Genomic DNA, 22,735 nt, shown 5'->3' with positions numbered 1-22,735 from the left:
CCTATATGTCGACAATCATCCGCGAGGTTCCCTCCGATGCCCTTGAGACCAGCCGCATCGGTGACTTCCTCGGTTGGGTCAACCAAAAATTCGGGTACTCGTTCACCAGTTGGGACGAGCTCTACACCTGGTCGATCACCGACATCGAGGACTTCTGGGAATCTGTCTGGGAGTACTTCGGCGTCCAGTCCCACACCCCATACATCTCGGTGCTCGGCGAACGGGTCATGCCGCACGCTCGCTGGTTTTCCGGCGCAACGCTCAACTACGCCGAGCACTCATTCGGCACTCCCGATCAGGCCGACGACGTGGCCGTGACCGCGGTATCCCAGACTCGAGATGACTTCACTCTGACATTTGCCGAGCTGCGCACCGAGGTGGCCAGAGTCCGTGCCGGGCTCGTGGACTTGGGGGTGAGGAAGGGTGATCGGGTGGTCGGGTATCTGCCCAACCAGCCCGAGGCCCTCGTCGCCTTCCTCGCCTCGGCCAGTCTCGGCGCGATCTGGGCCAGCTGCGCTCCCGAGTTCGGCACGCAGTCCGTCATCGACCGCTTCAGCCAGGTCGAACCCACCGTGCTCTTCGCCATCCCCGGATACATGTACGGCGACAAGGGCATCGATCGCAGCGCCGAACTCACCGAGGTCCTCGCAGCACTCCCCTCACTGACCCACCTCGTATCCCTTGACTACGGGGACTTCACCCTCGATGAGAGCACCCGCGAACAGTTCACCACCGGATCGGGGCTCAATCACGCGATCGATGTCGTTGACTATGCGGGACTCGGGGCCGCCTCGGCGGGTGAATCTGCCGAATTGGAATTCGAACCGGTCCCCTTCGACCATCCGCTGTTCATCCTCTTCTCCTCCGGCACGACGGGCAAGCCGAAGGCCATCGTGCATAGCCATGGCGGCATTCTGCTCGAGACGCTGAAGAACCACGGGCTGCACTTCGATCTGGGCCCGGGCAGCCAGTTCTGCTGGTTCTCCACGACCGCGTGGATGATGTGGAATGCCCTCGTCGGTGGGTTGGTCGTGGGATCCGCAATCGTCATGATCGACGGCAATCCCAACTACCCCGATCCCAAGGAGCTCTGGCGCATCGCCGCGAAGACGAGGGCCACTCTCATGGGGGTCGCGCCCGGGGCGATCATGTCCGCACGCAAGGCCGGGTTCAACCCCACTGAGGAATTCGACCTGTCCTCGGTCTCGCAGTTCGGGGCCGCCGGCGCACCACTGCCGGCCGAGGGCTACGAATGGGTCATGGACCGATTCGGGCAGTCGGTGCTGCTCAACGTCGGCTGCGGGGGCACCGATGTGTGCACCGGCATCCTCCAAGCCTCCCCGCTGACCCCCGTGTACTCCGGTGAGATGTCGGGAATCTCCCTGGGATTCGCCGCCACGGCCTTCGACGCATCCGGCAATGAGGTTATCGATGATCTTGGCGAACTCGTCATCACCCAGCCGACACCGTCCATGCCCGTGACCTTCTGGGGACCCGACGGTGATGCCCGCTACGCAGCTGCGTACTTCGACAAATACCTCGGCATCTGGCGCCACGGCGACTGGGCGAAGTTCACCACCGGTGGCGGGGTCGTCGTCACCGGCCGTTCCGATGCCACCCTTAACCGGGGCGGGGTGCGGCTTGGCACCGCGGACTTCTATTCCGTCCTCGACACCCTCGCCGAGGTGGCCGATGCCCTCGTCATCCACCTCGAGGATCCCGATGGTGGGATGGGCGAGCTCGTCCTCTTCGTCCAGTGCGAGCCCGGTGTGTCGTTCACTTCTGAGCTCTCGGGTCGGATTTCGCGTGAGCTGAAGACACGCCTCTCGCCTCGTCACACCCCCGACGAGGTGGTCCCGGTGGCCCGGATCCCACTGGGTCGAACGGGCAAGAAGCTCGAGGTCCCGGTCAAACGCATCGTTCAGGGCGCGACCGCCGATTCGGTGGCGAGCGCCGGGGCTCTGCAGGACCCACGCTCCCTCGATGAGTATGTGGAGTATGCGCAGGCACGGAAGGCGAAGATGAACGCATGAGCACACAGTCAATTGACGTGGCGATCATCGGCACCGGTGTCATCGGGGCCGCCTGGGCGACCGGGTTTCTGACGGCGGGACACAGGGTCACGACGTTCGACCCGGCCGAAGGAGCGGAAGAACAGCTGCGCGAGCAGGTGACCAACTGTGTTGAGGACGCCGGTTCCGGCAGTGCCGCCTCAATCCTTGACAACCTCACCTTCGCGCCCAGCCTCTCCGAGGCCGTCGCCGGTGCCGATTTCGTGCAGGAGAACGGGCCCGAACGCCTCGAAGTCAAGCAGCCCATGCTCGCCGAAATCGATGCCGCAGCCCCGAAGGCCGCGATCATCGCCTCCTCCACTTCCGGGTTCTCCCCGAGCCAATTGAACGCACAGGCGACGAAGGCACCGGGACGCATCGTCGTCGGTCATCCGTTCAACCCGGCCCACCTGGTTCCCCTCGTCGAGGTCGTCCCGTCCCCCGATACCCCGGCCGAGGTCGTCGATCGTGCACTGACCGTCTATGAGGCTATCGGGAAGAAGCCGATCCTCGTCCGCGCAGAACTCCCCGGCCATGTGGCCAACCGCCTCCAGGCCGCCATGTGGCAGGAAGCGTACTCACTCGTCGATCGTGGAGTCGTGTCTGTGGCCGACATCGACACCGCTATCTCCTACGGGCCCGGTCTGCGCTGGGCCATCCTCGGGCCGCTCGCGCAGCAGTCCCTGTCGGGTGGGTCCGGCGGAATGCGGCACGTGCTCGACCATCTGGGGCCACCTCAGGAAGTGTGGATGCACGATCTGAGGCAGGTCCACCTCGGCGAGGATCTCAAGGAGAAGCTCATCTCCGGTGTTGATGAGGAGCTTCAGGGTCGTGACCCGGCAGTGCTATCGAAGCAACGCGACAACATGCTTCTCGAACTCATCGCACTCAAACGCAAGTACGGCGAGCTGCCGTAGGTCCTGCCCCGCACAAACACTATGCCGACCACCCCGCTTCCGGAAGGACACTCATGATCTACCAGCCCAACATCGACCTCTCGAAGATCACCGCAATCGACGTGCACACCCATGTCGAGGCCGACGACGACCAGCACACGTCTCTCGATCGGGAGCTCCTCGACGCCTCGGCGGGATACTTCAAAGCATCGGTCCCCCGCACGCCTACCGTCGATGACCTCGCCGCCTACTACCGGGAACGCAACATGGCCGCGGTGATCTTCACCGTCGACGCCAGGACAGCCCTGGGCGGGCATCCCCCTGTCTCGTCCGAGAAGATCGCCCAGAAGGCTGCTGAACACAACGATGTCCTCATCCCCTTCGGCTCCGTCGATCCTCATAACGTCGCCGAGGCGGTCGCCCGAGTCCAGGACCTCGCTGTGAACTACGGGGTCAGGGGCATGAAATTCCACCCGAGCCTGCAGGGCGTCGACCCCAGCGACCGCAAGTACTACCCGATCTACGAAGCCTGCGCCGAGCAAGGACTCGTCGCGCTGTTCCACACCGGCCAGACGGGGATAGGTGCCGGACTGCCCGGTGGCCGCGGCATCAAACTCCGGTACTCGGACCCGATGCTGCTCGACGATGTGGCCGCTGATCTGCCTGAACTGACGATGATCTTCGCCCACCCCTCGGTTCCCTGGGCCGATGCCTCGATCTCGATCGCCACTCACAAGGCCAACGTCTACATCGACCTCTCCGGGTGGTCACCGAAGTACTTCCCACCACAGCTGACACGGGCGATCGGGTCGATGCTCAGGACGAAGACGCTCTTCGGGTCCGACTTCCCACTCATCACCCCAGAGCGCTGGATCAACGACTTCGAAGCCCTGGGCATCAGAGAGGACGCCGTGCCGCTGATCATGAAGGACAACGCTGTAAGGGTGTTGGGGTTGTGAGCAGAAGCGTAGACTGGGCGCCAGCTCACTCTCGAATGCGAAAGGTGATCAGCATGTCCACCGAAGACGGTATTCGCAAAGCAACCGAGAACCTTGACCAAGCTGCTGATGCGGCACCGTCCCAGAAACGAGTCGACCAAATCGAATTCGACACGAAGGACTTGGCAGCAGAGGAACGTCGACAGAATTTCGAGGGAGATGCACTGGGTTCGACGACCGCGAACAGGGAACATGACGAGCACGACGAATCCAACGGCTGAGCAGTCTCCTCAGGCTCTCTGACTTCAGAACTGGATTCCGCGAGTCAACGCTCCGTCGATCAGCAGGTTCGCCCCCGTCGTCCGGCTCGACAGCGGACTCGACAAGAACACGACACTCGCAGCCGTCTCCTGCGGTGTTCCCATACGTCCTGTGGGATTCAGGCTCATCGCCTGTGCGAACAGCTCGGGGTCGGATGACTCGATTCCCGGCCACACTCCATCCTCGTGATAGGTGTTGCCCGGCGACACCGTGTTCACCCTGATTCCCTTGTCAGCAAGGCTGAGCGCCAGTCCGGCCATGTAGCCGATGATCGCGGTCTTCATTGTGCCATAGGGCCCGGAGGCGAAGTCAGCTTCTCGACCAGAGACGCTCGAGATGGAGATCAACGATGCCACACCGCTCTTCTCCAGATATGGGATCACGAGCTTGGACAGATTGACTGTGCCCATCAGGTCGACGTTGAACGACTCGTACCAGTTCTCTTCGGTATCAGGAATCGCCAGGGCGCTGACGCTGTTGACGACCATGTCGATTCCGCCGAACTCTGTGGCCGTGGCTTCGACCCATTCGGACAGAGACGTGGAGTCTTGGACATCAAGGACCGTGCCGGTGGCTCTGCCCTTCGAGGCCAAGGATTCTTCCGCCTCGGCGACCTCTGAGGCGTTTCGTGCGCAGAAGGCCACATTGGCGCCCTCGGCGATGAACGCCTCGACGATGGCACGCCCGATACCCCGTGTACCCCCGGTGACCATTGCTGTCTTCCCGCTGATCTTCAGGTCCATGACGGAACTCTTTCTCCTCGATGCTCTCTGGAACTAGGACAAGGAACGTGCGCGATCACGCAGGTCCGCGTGGATCCCATCGAACGCACTGCGCGTGGGCAGGAGGGACTTCGCGATCTTCGTCACGACGCTGTAGTTGGTGTCGACCACATTGGCGACGGGGACAAGAGAGATCTGGGTGAGCAGCTGATAGGCGTCCATGGTCTCCAGCCCGTAGAGCTCACCGAGCCAGCGGATCATTTCAACTTGGGAGATCCTCCACGAGTCCTCCATCGGTCTCGAGGACCCGACGACCATCCAATGGCCGTCGGTCTCCAGCCGCGGCCACGCCGGAGCGCCGCCTTTGATGAGGTCGACGATGATCGTCGAGTTCATCGCGCCCTCGACCGCTGTGCCGCACGCTTCCCCCTCGCCCTGGCGGTAGTGACCGTCGCCGATGGAGAACATGGCGCCGTCGACGTTGACTCCGAAATAGGCTGTCGTGCCGATCTTCATCTCGGGGGTGTCCATGTTTCCGCCATATCGTTCGGGTGTCAGTGAGGAATGCACCTCGCCGCCGGCCGGCGCCACGCCGACGGTGCCGAGCATGGGCTCGAGCGGCAGCGCCAGTTCGAAGTCGCCTCTGCGAGGCTGGAATCCCACCGTCTGCGCGGCGGAATCGATCTCGTAGATCCACACTCCTTCCGGCAGAGGATCGTGCAGGAGGCTGGTTCTGTCCGTCGCCGTCAGCCCGCCGAAGAACGGGATCATCGCCGAGGCTCCCCAACTGCGTGCAGGCGTGAGATCGACGATGTGGACGGCCAGGGTGTCCCCCGGTTGGGCTCCTTCGACGTAGAACGGTCCCGTCTGCGGGTTGAGGTATCGTGAATCGAGCTTCTCGCTCGGAATGTCAGCGACCGATGTGATCGCATTGTTGAAGGCGTCCTCCGACCACAGTCGTAGAGCTGTACCGGGTGCGATCGTGGCTGCCGGTTGGGATCCGCCAAAGGTGTAGACGAACTGATTGGGCTCTGGAACAAAGTCAACGACGTCCATACTTGATGCTACGTGAGCCACGTCATAACGCCAATAGTGCTGATCGACGTAAAGCGTCAATGGTTCAGCTCCCATTATCCAGCCGTTTCCACTTGGACACCGAGAACCGACTAAACTCGCCCTTGATGGTTGTCGATTCTCGCATGGCGCCTGATGGTCAGACCGGCCTTCCCACCGATCAAGACCGAGTACAGGCGAAGAGTAGGGGATGGCTTACTCGGGCAACCTCAATTTGGGTGCTGGCACTCGGATTCGTCGTGTTGACGATCTTCGCCACGGGGCCCTTGCGAGTCTGGGACTACCAACTCAATCGTCGCTGGCTCTACCTCTACAACCCTGATCTGGTGTGGTTCGCACAGAATATCCTCGACAGCATCGCCGGGCAGGCAGTCTGCATGCCCGTGCTGGCGATTGTTGCTATTGTGATCGCGCGCAGAAGTCAGTCCTGGCGTCCTATCGGGTTCGCTCTGGCAGCCGAGGCCGCCTTCTTCATCGGCATCGGAGGGCTGAAGGTTCTGCTGGCCCGCCCATCGACGACCTTGCACGATCCGAGATTCTTCCAAGGCGGTCTGCTCGAGTTCGGCGATCGTGGGATCAGTTTTCCCTCCGGACACGCCGCCGAGGCGGTGCTCATCTATGGTGCCGCCGTCTACCTCATCGCCCACTACAGTGGCGCATCCCGACGGCTCGTTCATATTCTGTGCTGGGTCGTCGTCGCCATCAGCGTGAACTCCGTGGTGGTCTCATTCCTCCTCGGGTGGCACTGGGCCACAGATCTCCTCGGTGGCCTCATTGCGGGCGGCCTGTTCCTGCGAATCCTGGTGCAGTGCGACAGACGGACGCGCTACCGGTGGACTCGTATACAGGGCTTCGAACGAGCCGGCATAAGCTCCTGACGATAAGCACTCATGCTTTCGCCCTGCAAACCAAGTCGTAGTTCGCTGTCACCAGTTGCGGGCGTAGGAGTCTGAAGTCCCGGACTATCGGGCGAAGTGATTACGCGGCATGGTCCGTCAACTGATGCTGGTAAGCGTTTACGCTGACTCAGGCGGTTGTCCGACGCGATTGAGCAGTTCGTCCCCAGAACAATAGCGCCGCAGATTCTCCACGAACAGAGCTGCGAAGGCGTCGTGCCTGCCGACGGTATCTCCTGACATGTGTGGGCTGATCACGACGTTGGAACAATCCCACAGCGGATGATCCATCGGAAGTGGCTCGGGTTCGGTGACGTCCAGGACGGCAACAGTTCCAGCGCGAGCATTCATCTCTTCTGCCAGCGCCATGTGATCGACGGTTGATCCTCGCCCGACGTTGATGAAGACGGATTCTTTGCGCAGCTGCCTGAGCACGGCGGAGCCGATCAGCCCATCGGTCGCGCTGGTGGCCGGCAGGCAGGACACAACTACATCATGTTGACTGATTTGAATCGGCAGCACCTCCACACTGGCCACATCGTCGAAGTCAGGAAGCGGAACAGGTGTTCGGCGAATGCCGACGATGCGTCCGAAACCCGCCTGCCGAAACACTCGCGCACACTCCGAACCGATGTTTCCCGTTCCGATGATCAGAGCGTTCAGTTCGGAATTCGCTTTCGGCTCTCGGTAATCTGTTCGGCGCTCTCGTGTATCGAGGGCTGAACGGAGCAGCCCCTTGGACCATAGGAGCACACTGCCGAGGACGAATTCGGCAATTGCAAGGTCGAGGACTCCGCGACAATTCGTGAGAATGACTCCGGCTGATTCCATGCGATCCACGGGCAAATGGTCGACACCGGTCATGTTCACATGTACCCATGACACTGCCGGTGCCAGTTCGAGAAGACGCTCGACGTCATTCCAATATCCCGCACGCACGAACACCACCGATGTGTCGGGATGGACCTGTCGAAGATCCGCGGGCAGCAACCGCTGAACCTTGAACTCGGCACCCGGGACGTTCACTGCCGAGCCCAGGTCGCCCAAACGGGAGGAATCCGCGCCATCAGATCGGTCGACGATGACAATTCTCAAGATCATCCGGCCGCCTCCGTCCTATCGTCCCGAGATCTTAGTGGCCAGGCGACCGAACACAGATGTGTCCGCACCTCCCCTTCGATGCTCGATCGTGTCTGCCGCCTTGTACATCATCTGCACAGATCGCGAGCCGATCCAGCGCAATGGTTCAGCCTCCCATTTACGCGGCATGTTCCGGACCCACGCCGACCCTGTCAGCGAAGAATCCTGCTCGGAGATGAGTCCTGCCACCGTGCGTCCGGCTACGTAGGAGGCCGTCACCCCCTGCCCGGCGTAGCCTCCGACACGAACCAGTCGATTCGACTTGGAATAGTCGATGAAGGGCGACCAGTCACGAGGAACTCCCAAAACCCCTCGCCACGAGTGGGCAAGTTTGATGGGCACAGTCGGGAACAGTCCTTGCAGGATCTCTCCCAATTGAGATGTGGTCCCTGGGTCGAGCTCCCCGCTCGTATCGAATCGCGATCCCCAGAAATATGGCACTCCGCGCCCGCCGATAGCGATCCTATTGTCGGCAGTTCGCTGGGCATAGAAGTAGATGTGCTGTGCGCCGCTCAAACATTCGTAGCCCGACCAGCCGATGGATTCCCATTGCGACTCAGGAATCTGCTCAGTGACAACCATCGACGACACCATCGGCAACTGGTCCCGTTTCCTGCCTGGCAGCGCCGAGGTGTATCCCTCGGTCGCCAGAACGACCACTGACCCACGCACGTGTCCACGAGTGGTCTGACAATCGCCATCGGAGAACTCCTCTACTGGAGAATTCTCATAGATTCTGACACCGAGATCTTCACATAGTTCCGCGAGTGCGTACACCAATTTCGCCGGATTGCATTTGACCGAATAGGGGCTGTAGACGGCACCCTGCACTCCCGGCACATGGATTCTGTCGTAGGTCTCTTCCGCACTCAGCAGAGCGATTTCATCTTCGGTCAACCCCCAGCTCCGGTCTTCTTCGACATGGCTCCGCAACCGGGCAAATTCGCTGTCACTGCGAGCGATCTGCATCCAACCGCCTCTGTGCGCGTCGATGTCTTTGCCTGCGGCGGCCATCAGATCGTCGATCTCAAAGACGGCTTGGTGGCACGTGCGCTCGATCTCTAAGACCTGTTCTGCACTGACCGATTCAGACATGAGATTTCGGCGCAGGCCGACAGTCTTTCCGCTGATCCAACCGCCGTTTCGTCCGGAGGCTCCGTATCCCACGAATTCCTTCTCCAACACAACGATATCGAGTGACGGATCCTGCTTCTTGGTCCAATAGGCGGTCCATAGTCCTGTATATCCGCCGCCGATGATGACCACGTCCGCTTGAGTGGATCCTTCGATCCGCTGCCGAGTTCGACTGAGGTCCCTGGTGGAGTCGAGCCAGTGGGACAGATGTCCGTTCTTCATGATTCTTCCCCGTTCTTCGCCGAGGTGGCCAGTGGCAGGATGCGAGATCGATCAGCTTCCCAGGTCAAGAGCACTTCCTGACCGATGGCGAAGTCATCGACGTCGGTCGCCCGCGATCGGACAACGCCTCCCCCACCTCGGCAGGAGACCATGTATTTCACCGAATGTCCGACGTAGACCCTGTCAAGAATCTCTGCTTCCACGGTCGGACCTGACTGTTCAGCGCTCGAAGCGCTGATGAGCTCGACGCTTTCGGGTCGGATCATCAACTGCGCCGGACCACGATGATCGACCTCGGTGGGCAAGTGGAAGTCATCTCTGACGAACTCGTGGCCGCTTCCCTGCTCTTCGATCAATCCGTCGAGATGGATTGATTCGCCGAGGAACTGCGAAACGAATTCATTGCTCGGGTTCTTGTACAGCTCGTTGGGTGTTCCGATCTGTTGAATCCGCCCCTCATTGAACACCACGATACGGTCGGACAGTGCCATCGCTTCATCTTGATCGTGAGTGACATAGACGACCGTGGTGCCCAGATCTCGGTGAATGCGACGAATCTCTGTCTGCAGCCCTTCACGCAACGCCTTGTCCAGTGCGCTCAACGGCTCATCCATCAGCAGCAGTGGCGGCCTATAAGCGATCGCACGCGCAAGTGCCACTCGCTGCTGCTGACCTCCGGACAGCTGTGCCGGCATCCGAGCACGGTACTTCTCGAGGGAGACCTTTGACAGAGCCTCGTCGGTGGCTCGCTTCCTCTCGGCCTTGTCGAACCCATGCTGTTTGAGCGGGTATTCGACGTTCTTCTCCACTGTCATATGCGGGAACAGGGCATATCCCTGGAACACCATGCCGATGTTGCGGCGATGGATGGGGATATCGGTGATGTCTTTCTCGTTGATCATGATTCGACCGCCGCTGGGCTCTTCGAACCCTGCGATCATGTTGAGCGTCGTTGTCTTACCGGAACCGCTGGGCCCCAGCAGGGAGATGAACTCTCCCGGCTCGACGTCGAGGTTGACGTCCGCAGCAGCAGTGACGGATCCGAATCGTTTGCTGATGTCGCGAAGACTCAGTGCTGCACCGATGACTTGTGTGCTCATGTGCGTTTCCTCTTGAGATGTTGAGACAGGATTCCGCCGATAGCGGCAGCGGTCGTAGTGATCATGATGAGAGTCGCCGCGGCGGCAATCGTCGGATCGACCTCACGCTGCATCCCGGCGAACATCGTGACGGGCAGTGTCTGCAGGTACGGGCTTGAGATGAACATCGACACCACCACTTCATCGAAGGAGGTGATGAATGCGAAGAATGCTCCGGAGAGAATGCCCGGCATCAGCATGGGAACGGTGACGCCGATGAATGCGCGGAACTTATTGGCTCCGCAGACCCAAGCTGCTCTTTCGAGAGACACGTTATATGCAGCCAGCGTCGACCCCACCGTCACGACAACGTAGGGGACGGCCAGTGCGGTATGGGCGATGAGGAATCCAGGCAGCGTTCCGACCAGACCGAGTCTGAGGAACAGGCTGTAGAGTCCGACGCCGAAGATGACGGACGGAATGATCATCGGTATGACGAGGACGTTGCGGCCGAATGATGCCCTGATGCCCTTGACCTTGGACAAGCCGTAGGCAGCCAGTGTTCCCAGCACTGTTGCCAAGACAGCTGTCAGTAGCGCAATCTGCACAGAGTTGAGGAAACCTCCGAGCCACTGTGCGTCGCTGAAGAAGTTCTCGAACCATCGCAACGAGAAGCCCTTGGGAGGGAACGCCAGCGATCGCTGTTCATTGAAGCTCATCGGGATGACGATGAGCGTCGGAGCAACAAGCCACAGCCCGATGAAGACGCATGCGGCCCATAGCGTTACGCGTGATTTATTCACAGCCCGCCCCCGATCTTTCCGATCTTGATGCCCATCACCTTGGCTACAAGGAAGAGAAGCAGGAAGACTGCTCCGACCATGACCAGCGTGGCAACTGCCAATGCGCCTCCCCTGCCCCACGAGAGCAGCTCAAGCACCTGTGTGAACAGAGCATTGGGAATGAGCTGCTGCCTCGGTGAACCCAGAAGTGCCGGTGTGACGTAGAAGCCCAACGACAGGATGAAAACGATCAACGACCCAGCGAAAACCCCGGGCAGGGACAGCGGAAAATAAACCTGAAGGAATGCTTTCCACTTCGGAGCCCCCATGATGCGTGCTGCCAAGGGCAATCGGGAGTCGATCCCGACCATGACAGACACCATCGGCAGGACCATAAACGGCATGAGTATCTGGCACATGCCGATGAGCACAGCAGTATTCGTGCCCAGAACGGTCAGAGGATCGATGCCGAAAGCGCCGACGACCGTATTGAGCAGTCCGTTCTTCTGGAGGATGATGATCCACGCAAATGCCCGGACCATCATCGAGGTCCAGAATGGCAGCAGGACCACCACCATGAGAATCGAGCGGACCAAGGTCGAACTGGTTGCCATCAGATAAGCGAACGGGTAGGCCAACACTGCGGTGATCAGGGTTGCCAACACCGCAATGTAGATCGTTCGCCACAGGATATCGTGAGCGGTCGAGTTCGTGGCCAACCACTCGAAGTTCTGGGTGCCCGGCTCCGGGTCCGTCACACTCATCACCAAGATGATTGCGACAGGGACGATGAAGCCGAGCGCCACCAACAGCAGTGCTGGCCATGCCAGCACTGCTGTTCGCGATTGCTTAGTACTCATGAGAGAACACCTTCACGAAACCACTCATTTGTTGAGCCAATCTCCCCACGCGGCGTAAAGCTCCTCCTGGTTCTCTCCCCAGTAATCGGCATTCTGTGGGAGCGTCACGTCGAGCACTTCGGGCCGCGTTACATTGAATTCCTTGGCTTCGCCTTCAAATTTCGGTTTGGAATCCACGTTGACAGGCGAATAGCTGGTCGCCTCCGCCATTTCTGCCTGTTGCTTCGCTCCCAACGCGTAGTTGATGTAGGCATGTGCAGCGATCTTGTTCGGCGAGTCTTTGGCAATCGAGAAGGTATCGCTGGCAAGGAATCCCTGATCCCAGACTGGTTTGAAGTTGGAACCGTTTTGATTGGCCTCATAGATCCGGCCACTCCAGCCGAAGATCATATCGGCTTCGCCGGCCTGGGCCATCTGAGTCTGCTCAGCACCTGTCTGCCAGTATTTGACGTCCTTCTTGATAGTGTCCCATTTCTTCAATGACCGTTTGGTGTCGAGGGGAAACAGGTCATCCGGCTTCACACCATCAGCCAACAGCGCTGCTTCGAATGTTCCAGCGGTAGCCGACGGTCGGCCTTCAACGGCTCGTGTGCCGGGGAACTTGTCCGTATCGAAGAAGTCTTTCCACCCGGTGGGAGGATTGTCGCCGTATTTGTCCGCGTCATAGAACATTCCATAGACGTAGACCAGGGATGGGAGGTAGCAGTCGCCCTGCGGGGTACCTTCGGGGATCTTGCTGGTATCGATGAGCGAGAGATCCAGCTTCTCGAACAAAGTGCCGCAATTCGCGGCATTCTGCGTGGGGCTTGCGTTGATTGCGTCCCAGGAGACATTGCCGGAATCGACCTGAGCTTTGAGCTTAGCGGCATCTGTAGGGCCATCCGAAAGCACTTCTGCCCCGGACTGTTTGGCAAACGGTTCAGAGAAGGCCTTAGTCTGACCATCTTGGAACCCTCCGCCCCAGGAGACAAACGTCATCGTCGTACCGTCCAACGACCCTTCGGCGACTTCACCGGCAACCGGGTCCTTGAAATCGTCTGCGTTGAGTTCGCTGGTGCTCTCTCCCCCTTGCATGCATGCGGTGAGGGCAAATGGCAATATCAGTGCCGCAGCAATTGCAGAATATCGTTTCATCATGATTCCTCTATTTCTTATGATTCTTGATCACTAAGAGAGCTCTGCTTGAATTCGGGCCTGGGTTGTAGACCGTGTTCGTTCGATCGGAAGCGAAGTCAAGACTGTCACCGGCTTTGAGGAAGTGAACATCTGAGCCGATGTCGATGCCGAGGTACTCTGTCAGGCAGATCCACAGTTCGGTGCGATCGACCCCTGGAGGGACTCGTGTGCCGGTGCTTGACCCCGGTGGAAAGTCGAACAGGCAGACATCGACGTCTGCCATCTCTTCACGGGTGAGGACGTACTTGTCGACCCCGTTGTAGTCCAGGTGCCTATATTCGTCGAATCGTACTATTCGGCCATTCGGCTGGTCTGCCGGGAACAGATGGCCGATTGTCGTGCCGAGAGCCGCACATAATCGTGTCAGCGTGCTGAAGGTGACATCTGTGTTTCCTCGCTCGAGCTGGCTGATGAATGAGGTGCTCAGTTGCGCTCTTGAAGCAAGCCCCCTCTGAGTCATCTTCTGCGATGTGCGCAGCTTCTTGATGGATTCCGCAAGGGCCTGAGACGCGTCATTTCCTGACATGTATGGCTCACTCTTTTTGACGGATTCTGGTGACAGTGAAGCACTCTGAGCCATTTGCCCTCTTCTCCTTCGAAGTATGACAATAGTATGAAACAGATCACATTTTTACAAGAGTGGCACTTTATTTTTTGACCTAGCTCACAATCACACTTAACCCGACCAGCGCCTGCTCGAGAAGTCAGTCGCCGTAAGACGCAACTAACGAGGCCACACCGATGACCGCCGCTGTGATCTGGATTCTGGACCGCGGATGCACTGACGACTGTCCGCATGAAGTGCGCTGGAATCGTCTCGCAGGAAAGCCCCAGCGCTCTATTGTGCGGTCTGTGCGTTCTTTCGTTCGAGCCTTTTGCTGAGCTTCAGACCTCGCTGGGCCCATTCGATCTCGCTGCGGGCTCGGGCGGCCAGGCCTTCGTAGGCGAACTTCTTATACGCGATGGTGACTTCACGGTCTTCATCAGATGTGACTGCCAGACGACGATTGAGCATTGGAGATTCGAGAGCTTCGATGGTGGCGATCTCGTCCTCCCAGACTTTGAGCTCTCTCGTCCAGTGAGCTATGTGCTCACTGAGGAACGTAAAGACGGCGGCCTGGTCAGCCGACTCGAGGTATGCGGCCCTCAAGTGAGCGGCATCGCGCGTGCGCTGGTACTTCAACGGACTGTGCATCCATTCGATGAAGACTTGCTCCCCCGCCTCGGTGACATGATAGACACGGCGCATTCCAGCAGATCCGCGAGTCTGCTCCTCAGCGATGATGAGCTCTTCTTTCGCCATCTTCCGCAACTCGGGATAGATCTGCGAATCCGGGGCATGCCACACATGACCGACGGATTGGGAGAACTGCTTCTGCAGCTCGTAGCCGGACATCGGGCCGATGCGCAGCAACGCCAGGAGAGCGCTTCGGAGACTCATCGTGGTTCCTATTCTGTGAATCAGCGAGGGGGTCCAGGCCTGCTGCCCGAACCCCCTCAGACTACAACTCTCAGGCGTCTTGGCCGGTTCGCCATCCGCCACGGTAGGTCTGACGTGCAACTGTCGAATACGGAACGGGGCTCACGACGACGCCGACTTCTGTCTGCTCGTGCTTCTCCACCGATGCCTTCGATGTACCGCCGTCGGGCTCGCCCCAGACGACCTTGAGCTCAGCTCCCTCGGGGACGTCGGGATTGACCGTGGCCAAGGACAGACCTCGGCGCTCATTGGCCGAGTATCCGGTGAACATCGAGAAGCCGACGACATTGCCATCGGCATCGACGACCGAGTCATAGTTCGCCGAACCGTAGTTGGCCAAGGGCAGATCGAAGTACTTGTAATTCGGTCCATCGACGTTGAGCGGGGAGGCCAGCACTTCACCCAGATCATCGGCATCCCAGGCCAGAGTCACCTTCTTGCGCTGGGCTGCCGGATCCATGGCTTCCAAGGTACTGCGGCCGATGAAGTCGTGGTCGAACTTCACGAACGACCCGTAGCCGAGCTCCCATGGGGTCAGGTAATAGTCCTCAATGTTGTCAGAGACGAACGATCCGGCCAGTGTGCCGGTGGCTTCGTAGCTGTCGGCGCCGAGCCATTCGCGGTAACCGCGTTCGGCCTCTCCGGAGTAGATGGCCGGCAGCGGCGAGGGGATCCAGCCCGACTCCAGCGTGTTTGACGGGTAGGCCCGCGCACCGACCGGCAGCAGACCGAACTCGACACCCGCCTCGACGATGGCATCTCGGATCGCGTCGTGGTCCTCGTAGGGTCCCCAGATCTCGAGGCCGGGGGCACCGGCCATGCCGTGGCGCAGGGTGCGGACCTGCTTGCCTGCAATGGTCATGGTCGACATGTTGAAGAATTTCAGCTTCTCCAGCTCGCCGCCGTTGAGCTTTTCGATGATCGCCCAAGCATTGGGGCCCTGGATCTGGAAGCGGTAGTAGCGGCGGCTGACGGCATGACCGTATGGCCGTGATGGGGACCTGCGGTCGACCTCGATGTCGAGGTTCGAATAGCCGCCGGTCTCACCATGGTAGAGCAGCCAGTTCGACGCAGGTGAGCGTCCCACGTACACGTACTCGTCTTCGGCCTCGTGGAAGAGGATGCCGTCGCCGATGACGTGGCCGGATTCGGTGGTGGGCACGTACTGCTTGGCCTTGTTCACGGCGAACTTGGCGACCGAGTTGATCGCGGTGTCGGAGATCAGCTTGATGGCATCGGGGCCCTTGAGGAACACGTTGTCCATATGGTGCGACTGATCGTAGAGGACGGCGGTCTCACGCCATGCCTTCTGTTCCTTGATCCAGTTGGTGAAGTCAGCGGGGACGACCGGATAGATGTACGAGCCGATCTGCGAATTGCGCAGATGGTCGACGGCATTGGTCGAATCGAGGATCTGCTGGAGATTGTCGGTCATGGTCGATGAACCTCTCTGTTCTTATCTCTGTGTGTGCCTGGTGTTCAGGCCTGTGCGGTGAAGTCTTGGACCCATTCGGCTGTGGCTGCGAGTCCGCCGAAGGTGTAGAAGTGGGCCTTGACCCCTGACGACGCCGAGGTGATGGATTCGTAAGAGGTCATATCCTTGAGGAATCGCTCCGGTCCGGCAGTGCCGATCAGATTCGTCAGGGAGAACCCGTACTTCTTCGCGATACCCGCACTGGTGCCCACACCGAAGCGGCGGGCATAGCCCAGGAGTCGCTTGATGCCTGCGGGACCGGGGGTGCCGATGCGAAGGTCAGCCTCGATGCCGTGGCTGCGCACTTCATGGACCCACGCCACGACCGCCTCGGCATCGAAAGCGAACTGGGTGAGGACGACTTGGCCAAGCCCCTGTTCTGCCAGGGAAGTGCACTTGGCCTCCATGTGTTCCCAAAGTGCCTCAGTGTTGATGTCCGGGTGGCCCTCGGGGTAACCCGCGATTCCCACCTCAGTCACTCCGTAGCTCTGCAGGATGCCGGTGCGAATGACCGAGAGCGAATCGGAATAGGGGCCCTCGGGGGTCGCCGGGTCTCCCCCGACGACGAAGACATGCTCGCTGGCTCCGGCCTGCTGCAGAGCCTCGAGGAACTCACACAGCTCAGTCTCTGACTTCAGCCTGCGGGCCGAGATATGAGGAACGGGAACGAACCCGAGGTCGAGGACTTCTTTGGCAGCCTCGACACGCATCTGCAGATTCTCGTTGCCGAGGAACGTGACATTCACGCGCGTTCCCTGCGGAATCGCATGAGCAGCCTGCTGCAGGCTGGGAACGTCTTTGCCGGTCATCTCCAAGGAGAAGTCGTCCAGCACCTTGGTAGTGGTCGTTGCCTCCACGTGGTGAGTCCTTTCGTGAACACTGCGGTGGGTTCTTGAAATCACTATACGCATAGGTATTTACCTATGTCCATAGGTAAATGGTCTCCCATAGGCAACCCGTCTCCCGCTGCTGACTCCTCGACTGGTCACACTTGGGTGCAATGGGCACACTCAGCAAAGCACAGGCATTGCCCGAGCCTGAAGCCACTGATAATGTGCTGAGCGTCACGCTTTCCCTATCATCATAGGTATCTCGCAATGATGCGGGTGCTTATCTCACCTCAGAATCGGAGTATGCGGTGGACCTGCGCGAACGACTCAACACCTCTCGAATGTCGGCCTATCAATGGCTGATCGTCGGCATCTGCACCTTCCTCAACGCTCTGGACGGCTATGACGTCCTTGCCATCTCCTTCTCCTCGAACCAGGTCAGCGAGGAGTTCTCCCTCTCGGGGACGGCGCTCGGACTGGTGATGAGTGCGGCGCTGCTCGGCATGGCGATCGGCGCCCTGGTCCTGGGCCCGGTTGCGGACCGGATCGGGCGACGGAACATGACGATTGTGGCTCTCATCGTCAATATCTGCGGTCTCTTCCTCTCCGCCACCGCCACCTCGGCGGCTCAGCTGGGTATCTGGCGCGTCGTCACGGGACTGGGTGTCGGCGGCATTCTGGTGGGCACGAATGTCATCTGCGCGGAGTACGCCTCCCGCAAGCGCCGCGGCCTGGTCATCAGCATCTACACCGCCGGCTACGGCATCGGTGCAGCACTCGGCGGATCGGTGATGGTCTCGCTCATCGCCACCTCAGGCTGGCGCTCGGTCTTCGTCCTCGGCGGATGCCTCGCCACGGTGTCCCTCCTTCTCGTCCTGCTGCTGGTCCCCGAGTCGCCGTCCTATCTCTACACCCGGAAACCGGCGAACGCGCAGAAGAAGCTCGACGACATTGCCCGGAAGCTGGGCTTCACCGACACGGTCGATCTCTCTGCCACGACCATCGCCGAGGAGAACGCCACGAGCGACTCAGGTGTCCTGGCTCTGTTCAACCGTCGCAACCGCCGGGTCACATTCGTCGTCTGGGCTACGTTCTTCATCGTGATGTTCGGCTTCTACTTCGTCAACTCTTGGACCCCGCGCCTCATGCACGAAACCGGGCTCACCGACACCCTGTCAATGATCGTCACAGTCGGACTGACCTTGGGCGGGGCCATCGGCTCTGTCGTCTTCGGTCTGTTCACCTCCCGCTGGTCGACCCGGTCGGTGCTGACATGCTTCTCAGTGCTGGCCGCGATTCTGATGGCGGTGTTCATCTTCACCGCGCAGTGGATCGTTCTGGTCGTCATCGTCGGCGTCCTGGTCGGCATGTTCAGCAACGGCTGCATTGCCGGCCTCTACGTTCTCACCCCGCAGTCCTACTCGTCTTCACTGCGTTCGACCGGTGTGGGTTGGGGAATCGGGATCGGTCGCTTCGGCGCGATCATCGCCCCGACGGCCACCGGTGCGATGCTCGACGGCGGATGGACTCCGCAGGCGATCTATGTCTTCGTCGGCGTGGTGCTTCTGCTGGCTGCAGTCGTGCTTCTGGGCATGCGCGGAGTCGACGTTGAGGCCAACCGTCGCCCGGACGTCAGAGAACCTGCAGGAGTGTGATGGTCAGGTCATAGACCAGATGCCTGTGGCGCTGGTTGGTGCCAGCGGAGTGGCAGGCGTCAGTGGACCTGGAAGATGTCGATTCGCACGCCGGTGGGGCTGCGTACTCCGGAGCCGATGAACAGGACGTCGCTGAGCCAGGCATATGGGCCGGACTGGTCGGCGCTCAATCGCGGTACGCAGCGGAAATAGATTCGCTCGGGATCAATCTGTTCGCCGTTCATCAGCTTGTTCAGATCACTGCTGCTGCCGGTGCGCAATGCTCGATTCTCGACGAGGATGTGGTGCCCGTCGTCGGTTTTCAATACGTAGTCGGCGGCCAAGTAGGACACGGTCTCGCTCGGGTATTGCTGGAAGTCGGCACCGGCGTCGAGCACCTCTCCGTTGAAGCCCGCGCCCGAGACCTTTCCACCGCGGATCGGGACGACCTTGCGCAGCCCGTCGACCGTGGTTCCGATGGTGATCGGTGCGTCCACATCAACGTCGATGGTGGCCAAGTAGGACAATTCCGGTGGGCTGATCCCGCTTGCGATTCCGGTGCTTTGAGGACCTGGTGCTTGTGGCAATGTCCTGCTTCCTTTCTGTGGTCACCGCCGAGGCTGCCCTTTAGCGATCGGGGTCGTGTCGTCCGCGCTCAACGTCGGTCGAATCGCTGTCCGGAAGGGTTGCTCGACAGCAACGAGAGGACGAAGAGAATGAGCGAACCGAAGAAGGGCACGATGCCGATGAGTATGACCCATCCGCTCAGACTCACGTCGTGGAGTCTGCGCACGCCGAGACCGATGTTGGGAAGGATGGTCGAAAGGAAATACAGGAACAGCAGTGAGCTGATCAGTCCCGCACCGAACGTGGTTTCGTCGCTGACGTCGCCGTAGGCGTTCGTTCCAGCGGTTGCGACTTGGATCACACCGGCGAGGGCTCCGCCGACACCGTAGATGATAAGACTGAGCAGCGCGATCCACCAGTACTCACTGCGACTGGCTCGCCCTGAGAAGACAGCGTACTTGCGGAAGTAGCGCCCCACTGCGGCACCCGGCGCTGCCCCCAGAATCGGCGCGTCGGTGTTGCCCGTGGTCGCCCTGCCAGTGTTCTCATCCTGCGTGCTCGGGCTATTCGTGAGCATGGGGTCGTGGGTCATGCAATCAGACTACTCGGACACGATTAGTGTGATCTGCAGTGGACTGACGCGGCCAACCCGACTTCCCTGCCCTCCCCGAAAGTACGTTGTTCATCTCAATCATGAACTGATCAGTCGTGTCCCGGTGAAACACCAGCCGGAATGGTTCGTCTTCCCCTTCGTCGACCATTTCTGAAAAGTGTATGTCGATCCCTGCAGACCTCCATTCTGCTGTAGGGGGCGACAGCAGAAGGTCGGCGTTCCCCGGCATTCTGCCTGTCCGGTCCGACGTCTCACGGTAGGGGCTCTCTCAGTTCTTGGAATGAAGTCACCTGCCAGTTGTGCACCCCACCCGTCTCCCGGAGATCAATGAGGTCTTCGGGAGACGGGTGAGCAGTTGAGAGATCGGACTTTGTGCTGCACTACAGGAGACTTCACACTGCAGTTCGCTGATTTCCTTTGATTTTCTGAACGCCTCCAATCGCAGGTTCTGTCTGAGAGGCCCCTCCCTCTGAGTAGGAACGGCTCATGAATACTGCGACTGCGCCGAGAAGCGCAATCAACGCCCAAGCTGCAGCGATCAGATACGGGCCGGCGCCAGGAACGAGGATGAGCGCCGAGGCGACCATCGGAGAGAGGCCGGCGCCCAATGCAGCAGCCAGTTGGTATCCGACGGACGCACCTGAGTATCTGACCTGTGGTGGAAATAGCTCCGAGACGTAGGCTGCGATCGGTCCGTAGCACAAGCCCTGAACGAGGCCATTTCCAAGGATGATCGCGATCGCGTACTGGTGGACTTCCCCGCTGACGATGAGCAGCACGACCGGCAGTGCTAACGCGGCCGCCACAATATGCGCCCCGATCAGGGTCAGCTTGCGACCGATTCGATCACTGAGCCGAGCGACCAGAAAGGTGACGATCAGAGTGGTCAACGCTCCGAGCGCCTTCCAATTGAGGACCTCTGACTTGTCCTCACCAGCCGCCACTGCGACCGAAACGCCCCAGACTGTAGTCAGTCCCTGCGTGACATAGATGGTCATCGTAGCCATCAGTGCGACGAGTACTTGTCGCTTGTAGCTGGCAAAGACTGTAAGCAACGGGACCTTCCGCTCGTCGCTTTCCGACTCGAGTCGCTGAAACGCTGGAGTCTCACTCACTTTGAGACGAATCACGAGACCGACAACGATGAGCACAGCAGACAAGAGGAACGGCAGTCGCCAACCCCAAGTCGCGAATCCATCTCCTGTCAACGTAGCTGTCAGAGAAAGGACGAGGGTCGCCAGGATGGCACCTGCCGGACCACCGGCATTGGCGAATGCCGCGGCCAGACCTCGGCGATTCTTCGGTGCATGCTCCAACGCCATAAGGGCCGCTCCTCCCCATTCTCCGCCGACCGCGACTCCTTGGACGATCCGAAGGATGAAAAGGGATATCGGTGCGATCATTCCGATCGATTCGGTCGGTGGCATGAGCCCGATAACGACTGTGACCACCCCCATCATCACCATTGATACGATGAGTGCTTTCTTGCGACCCACACGGTCGCCGAAGTGCCCAAAGATTATGCCTCCGAGCGGTCGGGCCAGATAGCCTGCCGCAAGAGTACTGAAGGAAGCAAAGAGCGAGAGCCCTGGACCCAATCCGGCAAAGAAGAGCTGTGCGAAGACTATCGACGACGCTGTGGCGTAGAGAATGAAATCGTAGAACTCGATTGCAGACCCAACGAAACTCGATGCCAGGATTCGTCGCATCTCTGGAGTCTTAAGCGAAGTCTGCAGACCTTCGGAATCGACAACGTCATTGTTGTTCGTCATTGTGCGTTCAGCTCCTGAGTGTCGCGCGTGTTGGTGTTGAAATAGACAAAGAGTCGAGGTCCTCCGGGACGAGGAACGTCCCAGGGAACTGTTCGCTCCCTCGAGACCAGACGGACTCGTCCGCAGAACCGGGTACCAGGTGGTGCAGTGCCAAAGTTCGCGCTCCGGCTTCGTCTGCGATCCGGATCGCACCATCGACTGAAGTATGTGACTTGTAGTGGTGGTCGCGCGACGCTATTCCTTCGTCATCGGTGCGGTGGCTGTATTTGTCTTCCACCCAGCTGAAGTCAATAGCTTCGTGCAGAAGCAGATCGGTCTCTCGAGCCAAACGCACCATGTTTGCCGTTTCACAGGTGTCACCCGAAACGGTCACTGAACCGTATTCGCTGTCGAAGCGGAACGCGAAGGCCGGCGCAATGGGCGGGTGCTCAACCAGGATTGCCGAGACGGTCACCAGGTCATCTGTGAAGATGACGAAAGGTTCCATATCGGGCGTCGGATGATCATTCGGGTGATAACCGGAATCCTCGGGTATCTCAATTTCGCGTGGGTCGAATAGCAGCTCTGGCGACGGTCGAAGAGAATCGAGGACCCGATCATTGATATCGGTGGCAAAGGCCTCAACGATGCTCTTGAACATGCTGGCGACTCCAGGAGTCGGATTAGTAGGAGCAACTGGTTTGGGCGTGGACTTCGCTCGCGTGGAGATTGGAGGGAGCGCTCCGCGCTGCCCCGGCCCGACGAGCGGGACAGGAGTGTCGACTCGTTGCTGAAGTTCGTGCATTCCGAATACGACGAGAGAGGGCAGGTCGATTGTATGGTCCGAATGCAAGTGGGTGATGAACACTCCGCCTAGATCTCCGAGATCCAATCCAGCTTGCCGGACCCTACGCCCGACTCCATGTCCGGCGTCAATGAGATAGAACCGGTCTCCAACGACAACCGCGGTGGAGATGCCAGCGCGGTCTTTGAGATCACCCTTCCACCATCGCGGTCCCCCCGCGGTACCCAGGGTGATGACTTTCATTGTGGAACTGTTCATTGTGAGAATGCCTCGTGCTTCATTGCATAGAT

At 59.7% G+C, this 22,735-nt stretch carries 22 protein-coding genes; 6 read left to right on the top strand and 16 right to left on the bottom strand.

What is annotated here, in order from left to right; genetic code table 11:
* Positions 1-5 precede the first annotated feature (5 nt).
* Genes FO013_RS03215 through FO013_RS03200 form a run of 4 tightly spaced genes read left to right on the top strand, consistent with a single transcriptional unit; the run spans position 6 to position 4,166 of the window.
* On the top strand, positions 6-2,033 hold the full coding sequence (locus FO013_RS03215; RefSeq protein WP_143921136.1) for an acetoacetate--CoA ligase: 2,028 nt from the start codon (positions 6-8) through the stop codon (positions 2,031-2,033).
* On the top strand, positions 2,030-2,968 hold the full coding sequence (locus tag FO013_RS03210) for a 3-hydroxyacyl-CoA dehydrogenase NAD-binding domain-containing protein (RefSeq protein ID WP_143921135.1): 939 nt from the start codon (positions 2,030-2,032) through the stop codon (positions 2,966-2,968). Before FO013_RS03215 ends, FO013_RS03210 begins: the two co-directional genes overlap by 4 nt.
* A gap of 53 nt (positions 2,969-3,021) precedes the next feature.
* On the top strand, positions 3,022-3,906 hold the full coding sequence (locus FO013_RS03205; RefSeq protein ID WP_143921134.1) for an amidohydrolase family protein: 885 nt from the start codon (positions 3,022-3,024) through the stop codon (positions 3,904-3,906).
* Positions 3,907-3,959: 53 nt separating this feature from the next.
* Positions 3,960-4,166 carry a hypothetical protein gene (locus tag FO013_RS03200; protein WP_133066725.1) on the top strand — a complete coding sequence of 69 codons (207 nt, stop codon included), beginning with the start codon at positions 3,960-3,962 and terminating at the stop codon, positions 4,164-4,166.
* A gap of 24 nt (positions 4,167-4,190) precedes the next feature.
* Here the strand turns inward: FO013_RS03200 and FO013_RS03195 are convergent, their stop codons facing one another.
* Both FO013_RS03195 and FO013_RS03190 read right to left on the bottom strand, forming a co-directional pair.
* Complete coding sequence (locus tag FO013_RS03195) at positions 4,191-4,949, bottom strand: SDR family NAD(P)-dependent oxidoreductase (RefSeq protein ID WP_096161645.1); 759 nt, start codon at positions 4,947-4,949, stop codon at positions 4,191-4,193.
* A 33-nt stretch (positions 4,950-4,982) separates the two neighbouring features.
* Complete coding sequence (locus tag FO013_RS03190) at positions 4,983-5,984, bottom strand: acetamidase/formamidase family protein (protein ID WP_143921133.1); 1,002 nt, start codon at positions 5,982-5,984, stop codon at positions 4,983-4,985.
* Between the two features lie 236 nt (positions 5,985-6,220).
* Here FO013_RS03190 and FO013_RS03185 point away from each other — a divergent pair, with 236 nt between their 5' ends.
* Positions 6,221-6,880 carry a phosphatase PAP2 family protein gene (locus FO013_RS03185; RefSeq protein ID WP_260847965.1) on the top strand — a complete coding sequence of 220 codons (660 nt, stop codon included), beginning with the start codon at positions 6,221-6,223 and terminating at the stop codon, positions 6,878-6,880.
* A 138-nt stretch (positions 6,881-7,018) separates the two neighbouring features.
* On the opposite strand, the gene FO013_RS03180 is transcribed toward FO013_RS03185, so the two are convergent.
* From FO013_RS03180 to FO013_RS03135, 10 genes are all read right to left on the bottom strand, one after another.
* Positions 7,019-7,999, bottom strand: coding sequence for a D-2-hydroxyacid dehydrogenase (locus FO013_RS03180; RefSeq protein WP_143921131.1), 981 nt, complete (start codon positions 7,997-7,999; stop codon positions 7,019-7,021).
* Positions 8,000-8,014: 15 nt separating this feature from the next.
* Entirely contained in the window at positions 8,015-9,394 is a 1,380-nt protein-coding gene (locus tag FO013_RS03175) for an NAD(P)/FAD-dependent oxidoreductase (RefSeq protein ID WP_143921130.1), read from the bottom strand.
* Complete coding sequence (locus tag FO013_RS03170; RefSeq protein ID WP_143921129.1) at positions 9,391-10,494, bottom strand: ABC transporter ATP-binding protein; 1,104 nt, start codon at positions 10,492-10,494, stop codon at positions 9,391-9,393. The genes FO013_RS03175 and FO013_RS03170 overlap by 4 nt, the downstream gene beginning before the upstream one ends.
* A complete protein-coding gene (locus tag FO013_RS03165) occupies positions 10,491-11,276 on the bottom strand; it encodes an ABC transporter permease (RefSeq protein WP_260847964.1) in 786 nt (261 codons plus the stop codon). The genes FO013_RS03170 and FO013_RS03165 overlap by 4 nt, the downstream gene beginning before the upstream one ends.
* Positions 11,273-12,115 carry an ABC transporter permease gene (locus FO013_RS03160; RefSeq protein WP_143921128.1) on the bottom strand — a complete coding sequence of 281 codons (843 nt, stop codon included), beginning with the start codon at positions 12,113-12,115 and terminating at the stop codon, positions 11,273-11,275. Before FO013_RS03160 ends, FO013_RS03165 begins: the two co-directional genes overlap by 4 nt.
* Positions 12,116-12,139: 24 nt before the next feature.
* Positions 12,140-13,252, bottom strand: a complete 1,113-nt coding sequence (locus tag FO013_RS03155; RefSeq protein WP_143921127.1) for an ABC transporter substrate-binding protein — start codon at positions 13,250-13,252, stop codon at positions 12,140-12,142.
* Positions 13,253-13,259: 7 nt separating this feature from the next.
* Entirely contained in the window at positions 13,260-13,817 is a 558-nt protein-coding gene (locus tag FO013_RS03150) for a helix-turn-helix domain-containing protein (protein WP_186292974.1), read from the bottom strand.
* Positions 13,818-14,129: 312 nt separating this feature from the next.
* The gene (locus tag FO013_RS03145; protein ID WP_143921125.1) at positions 14,130-14,732 is read right to left on the bottom strand and encodes a PadR family transcriptional regulator; all 603 of its coding nucleotides are present in this window, start codon (positions 14,730-14,732) and stop codon (positions 14,130-14,132) included.
* A gap of 70 nt (positions 14,733-14,802) precedes the next feature.
* Positions 14,803-16,206, bottom strand: coding sequence for a vanillate/3-O-methylgallate O-demethylase (gene ligM / locus FO013_RS03140; RefSeq protein ID WP_143921124.1), 1,404 nt, complete (start codon positions 16,204-16,206; stop codon positions 14,803-14,805).
* A 44-nt stretch (positions 16,207-16,250) separates the two neighbouring features.
* A complete protein-coding gene (locus FO013_RS03135) occupies positions 16,251-17,102 on the bottom strand; it encodes a methylenetetrahydrofolate reductase (protein WP_143921123.1) in 852 nt (283 codons plus the stop codon).
* 281 nt (positions 17,103-17,383) lie between these two features.
* On the opposite strand from FO013_RS03135, the gene FO013_RS03130 reads away from it, so the two are divergent.
* A complete protein-coding gene (locus tag FO013_RS03130; RefSeq protein WP_143921122.1) occupies positions 17,384-18,730 on the top strand; it encodes an MFS transporter in 1,347 nt (448 codons plus the stop codon).
* A gap of 59 nt (positions 18,731-18,789) precedes the next feature.
* Here the strand turns inward: FO013_RS03130 and FO013_RS03125 are convergent, their stop codons facing one another.
* From FO013_RS03125 to FO013_RS03110, 4 genes are all read right to left on the bottom strand, one after another.
* Positions 18,790-19,296 carry a DUF3237 domain-containing protein gene (locus FO013_RS03125; RefSeq protein WP_143921121.1) on the bottom strand — a complete coding sequence of 169 codons (507 nt, stop codon included), beginning with the start codon at positions 19,294-19,296 and terminating at the stop codon, positions 18,790-18,792.
* A gap of 68 nt (positions 19,297-19,364) precedes the next feature.
* Positions 19,365-19,868, bottom strand: coding sequence for a DUF805 domain-containing protein (locus tag FO013_RS03120; protein WP_260847963.1), 504 nt, complete (start codon positions 19,866-19,868; stop codon positions 19,365-19,367).
* A 413-nt stretch (positions 19,869-20,281) separates the two neighbouring features.
* Complete coding sequence (locus tag FO013_RS03115) at positions 20,282-21,661, bottom strand: MFS transporter (RefSeq protein ID WP_143921120.1); 1,380 nt, start codon at positions 21,659-21,661, stop codon at positions 20,282-20,284.
* 7 nt (positions 21,662-21,668) lie between these two features.
* Entirely contained in the window at positions 21,669-22,688 is a 1,020-nt protein-coding gene (locus FO013_RS03110; RefSeq protein ID WP_260847961.1) for an MBL fold metallo-hydrolase, read from the bottom strand.
* Positions 22,689-22,735 lie beyond the last annotated feature (47 nt).

Origin of the sequence: Brevibacterium aurantiacum (assembly GCF_007558825.1) — a bacterium.
GTDB classification, from domain to species: Bacteria; Actinomycetota; Actinomycetes; order Actinomycetales; family Brevibacteriaceae; genus Brevibacterium; species Brevibacterium aurantiacum_A.
The sequence above is the reverse complement of the archived record's forward strand: the minus strand, read 5'-3'. Positions and strand labels throughout refer to the sequence as shown.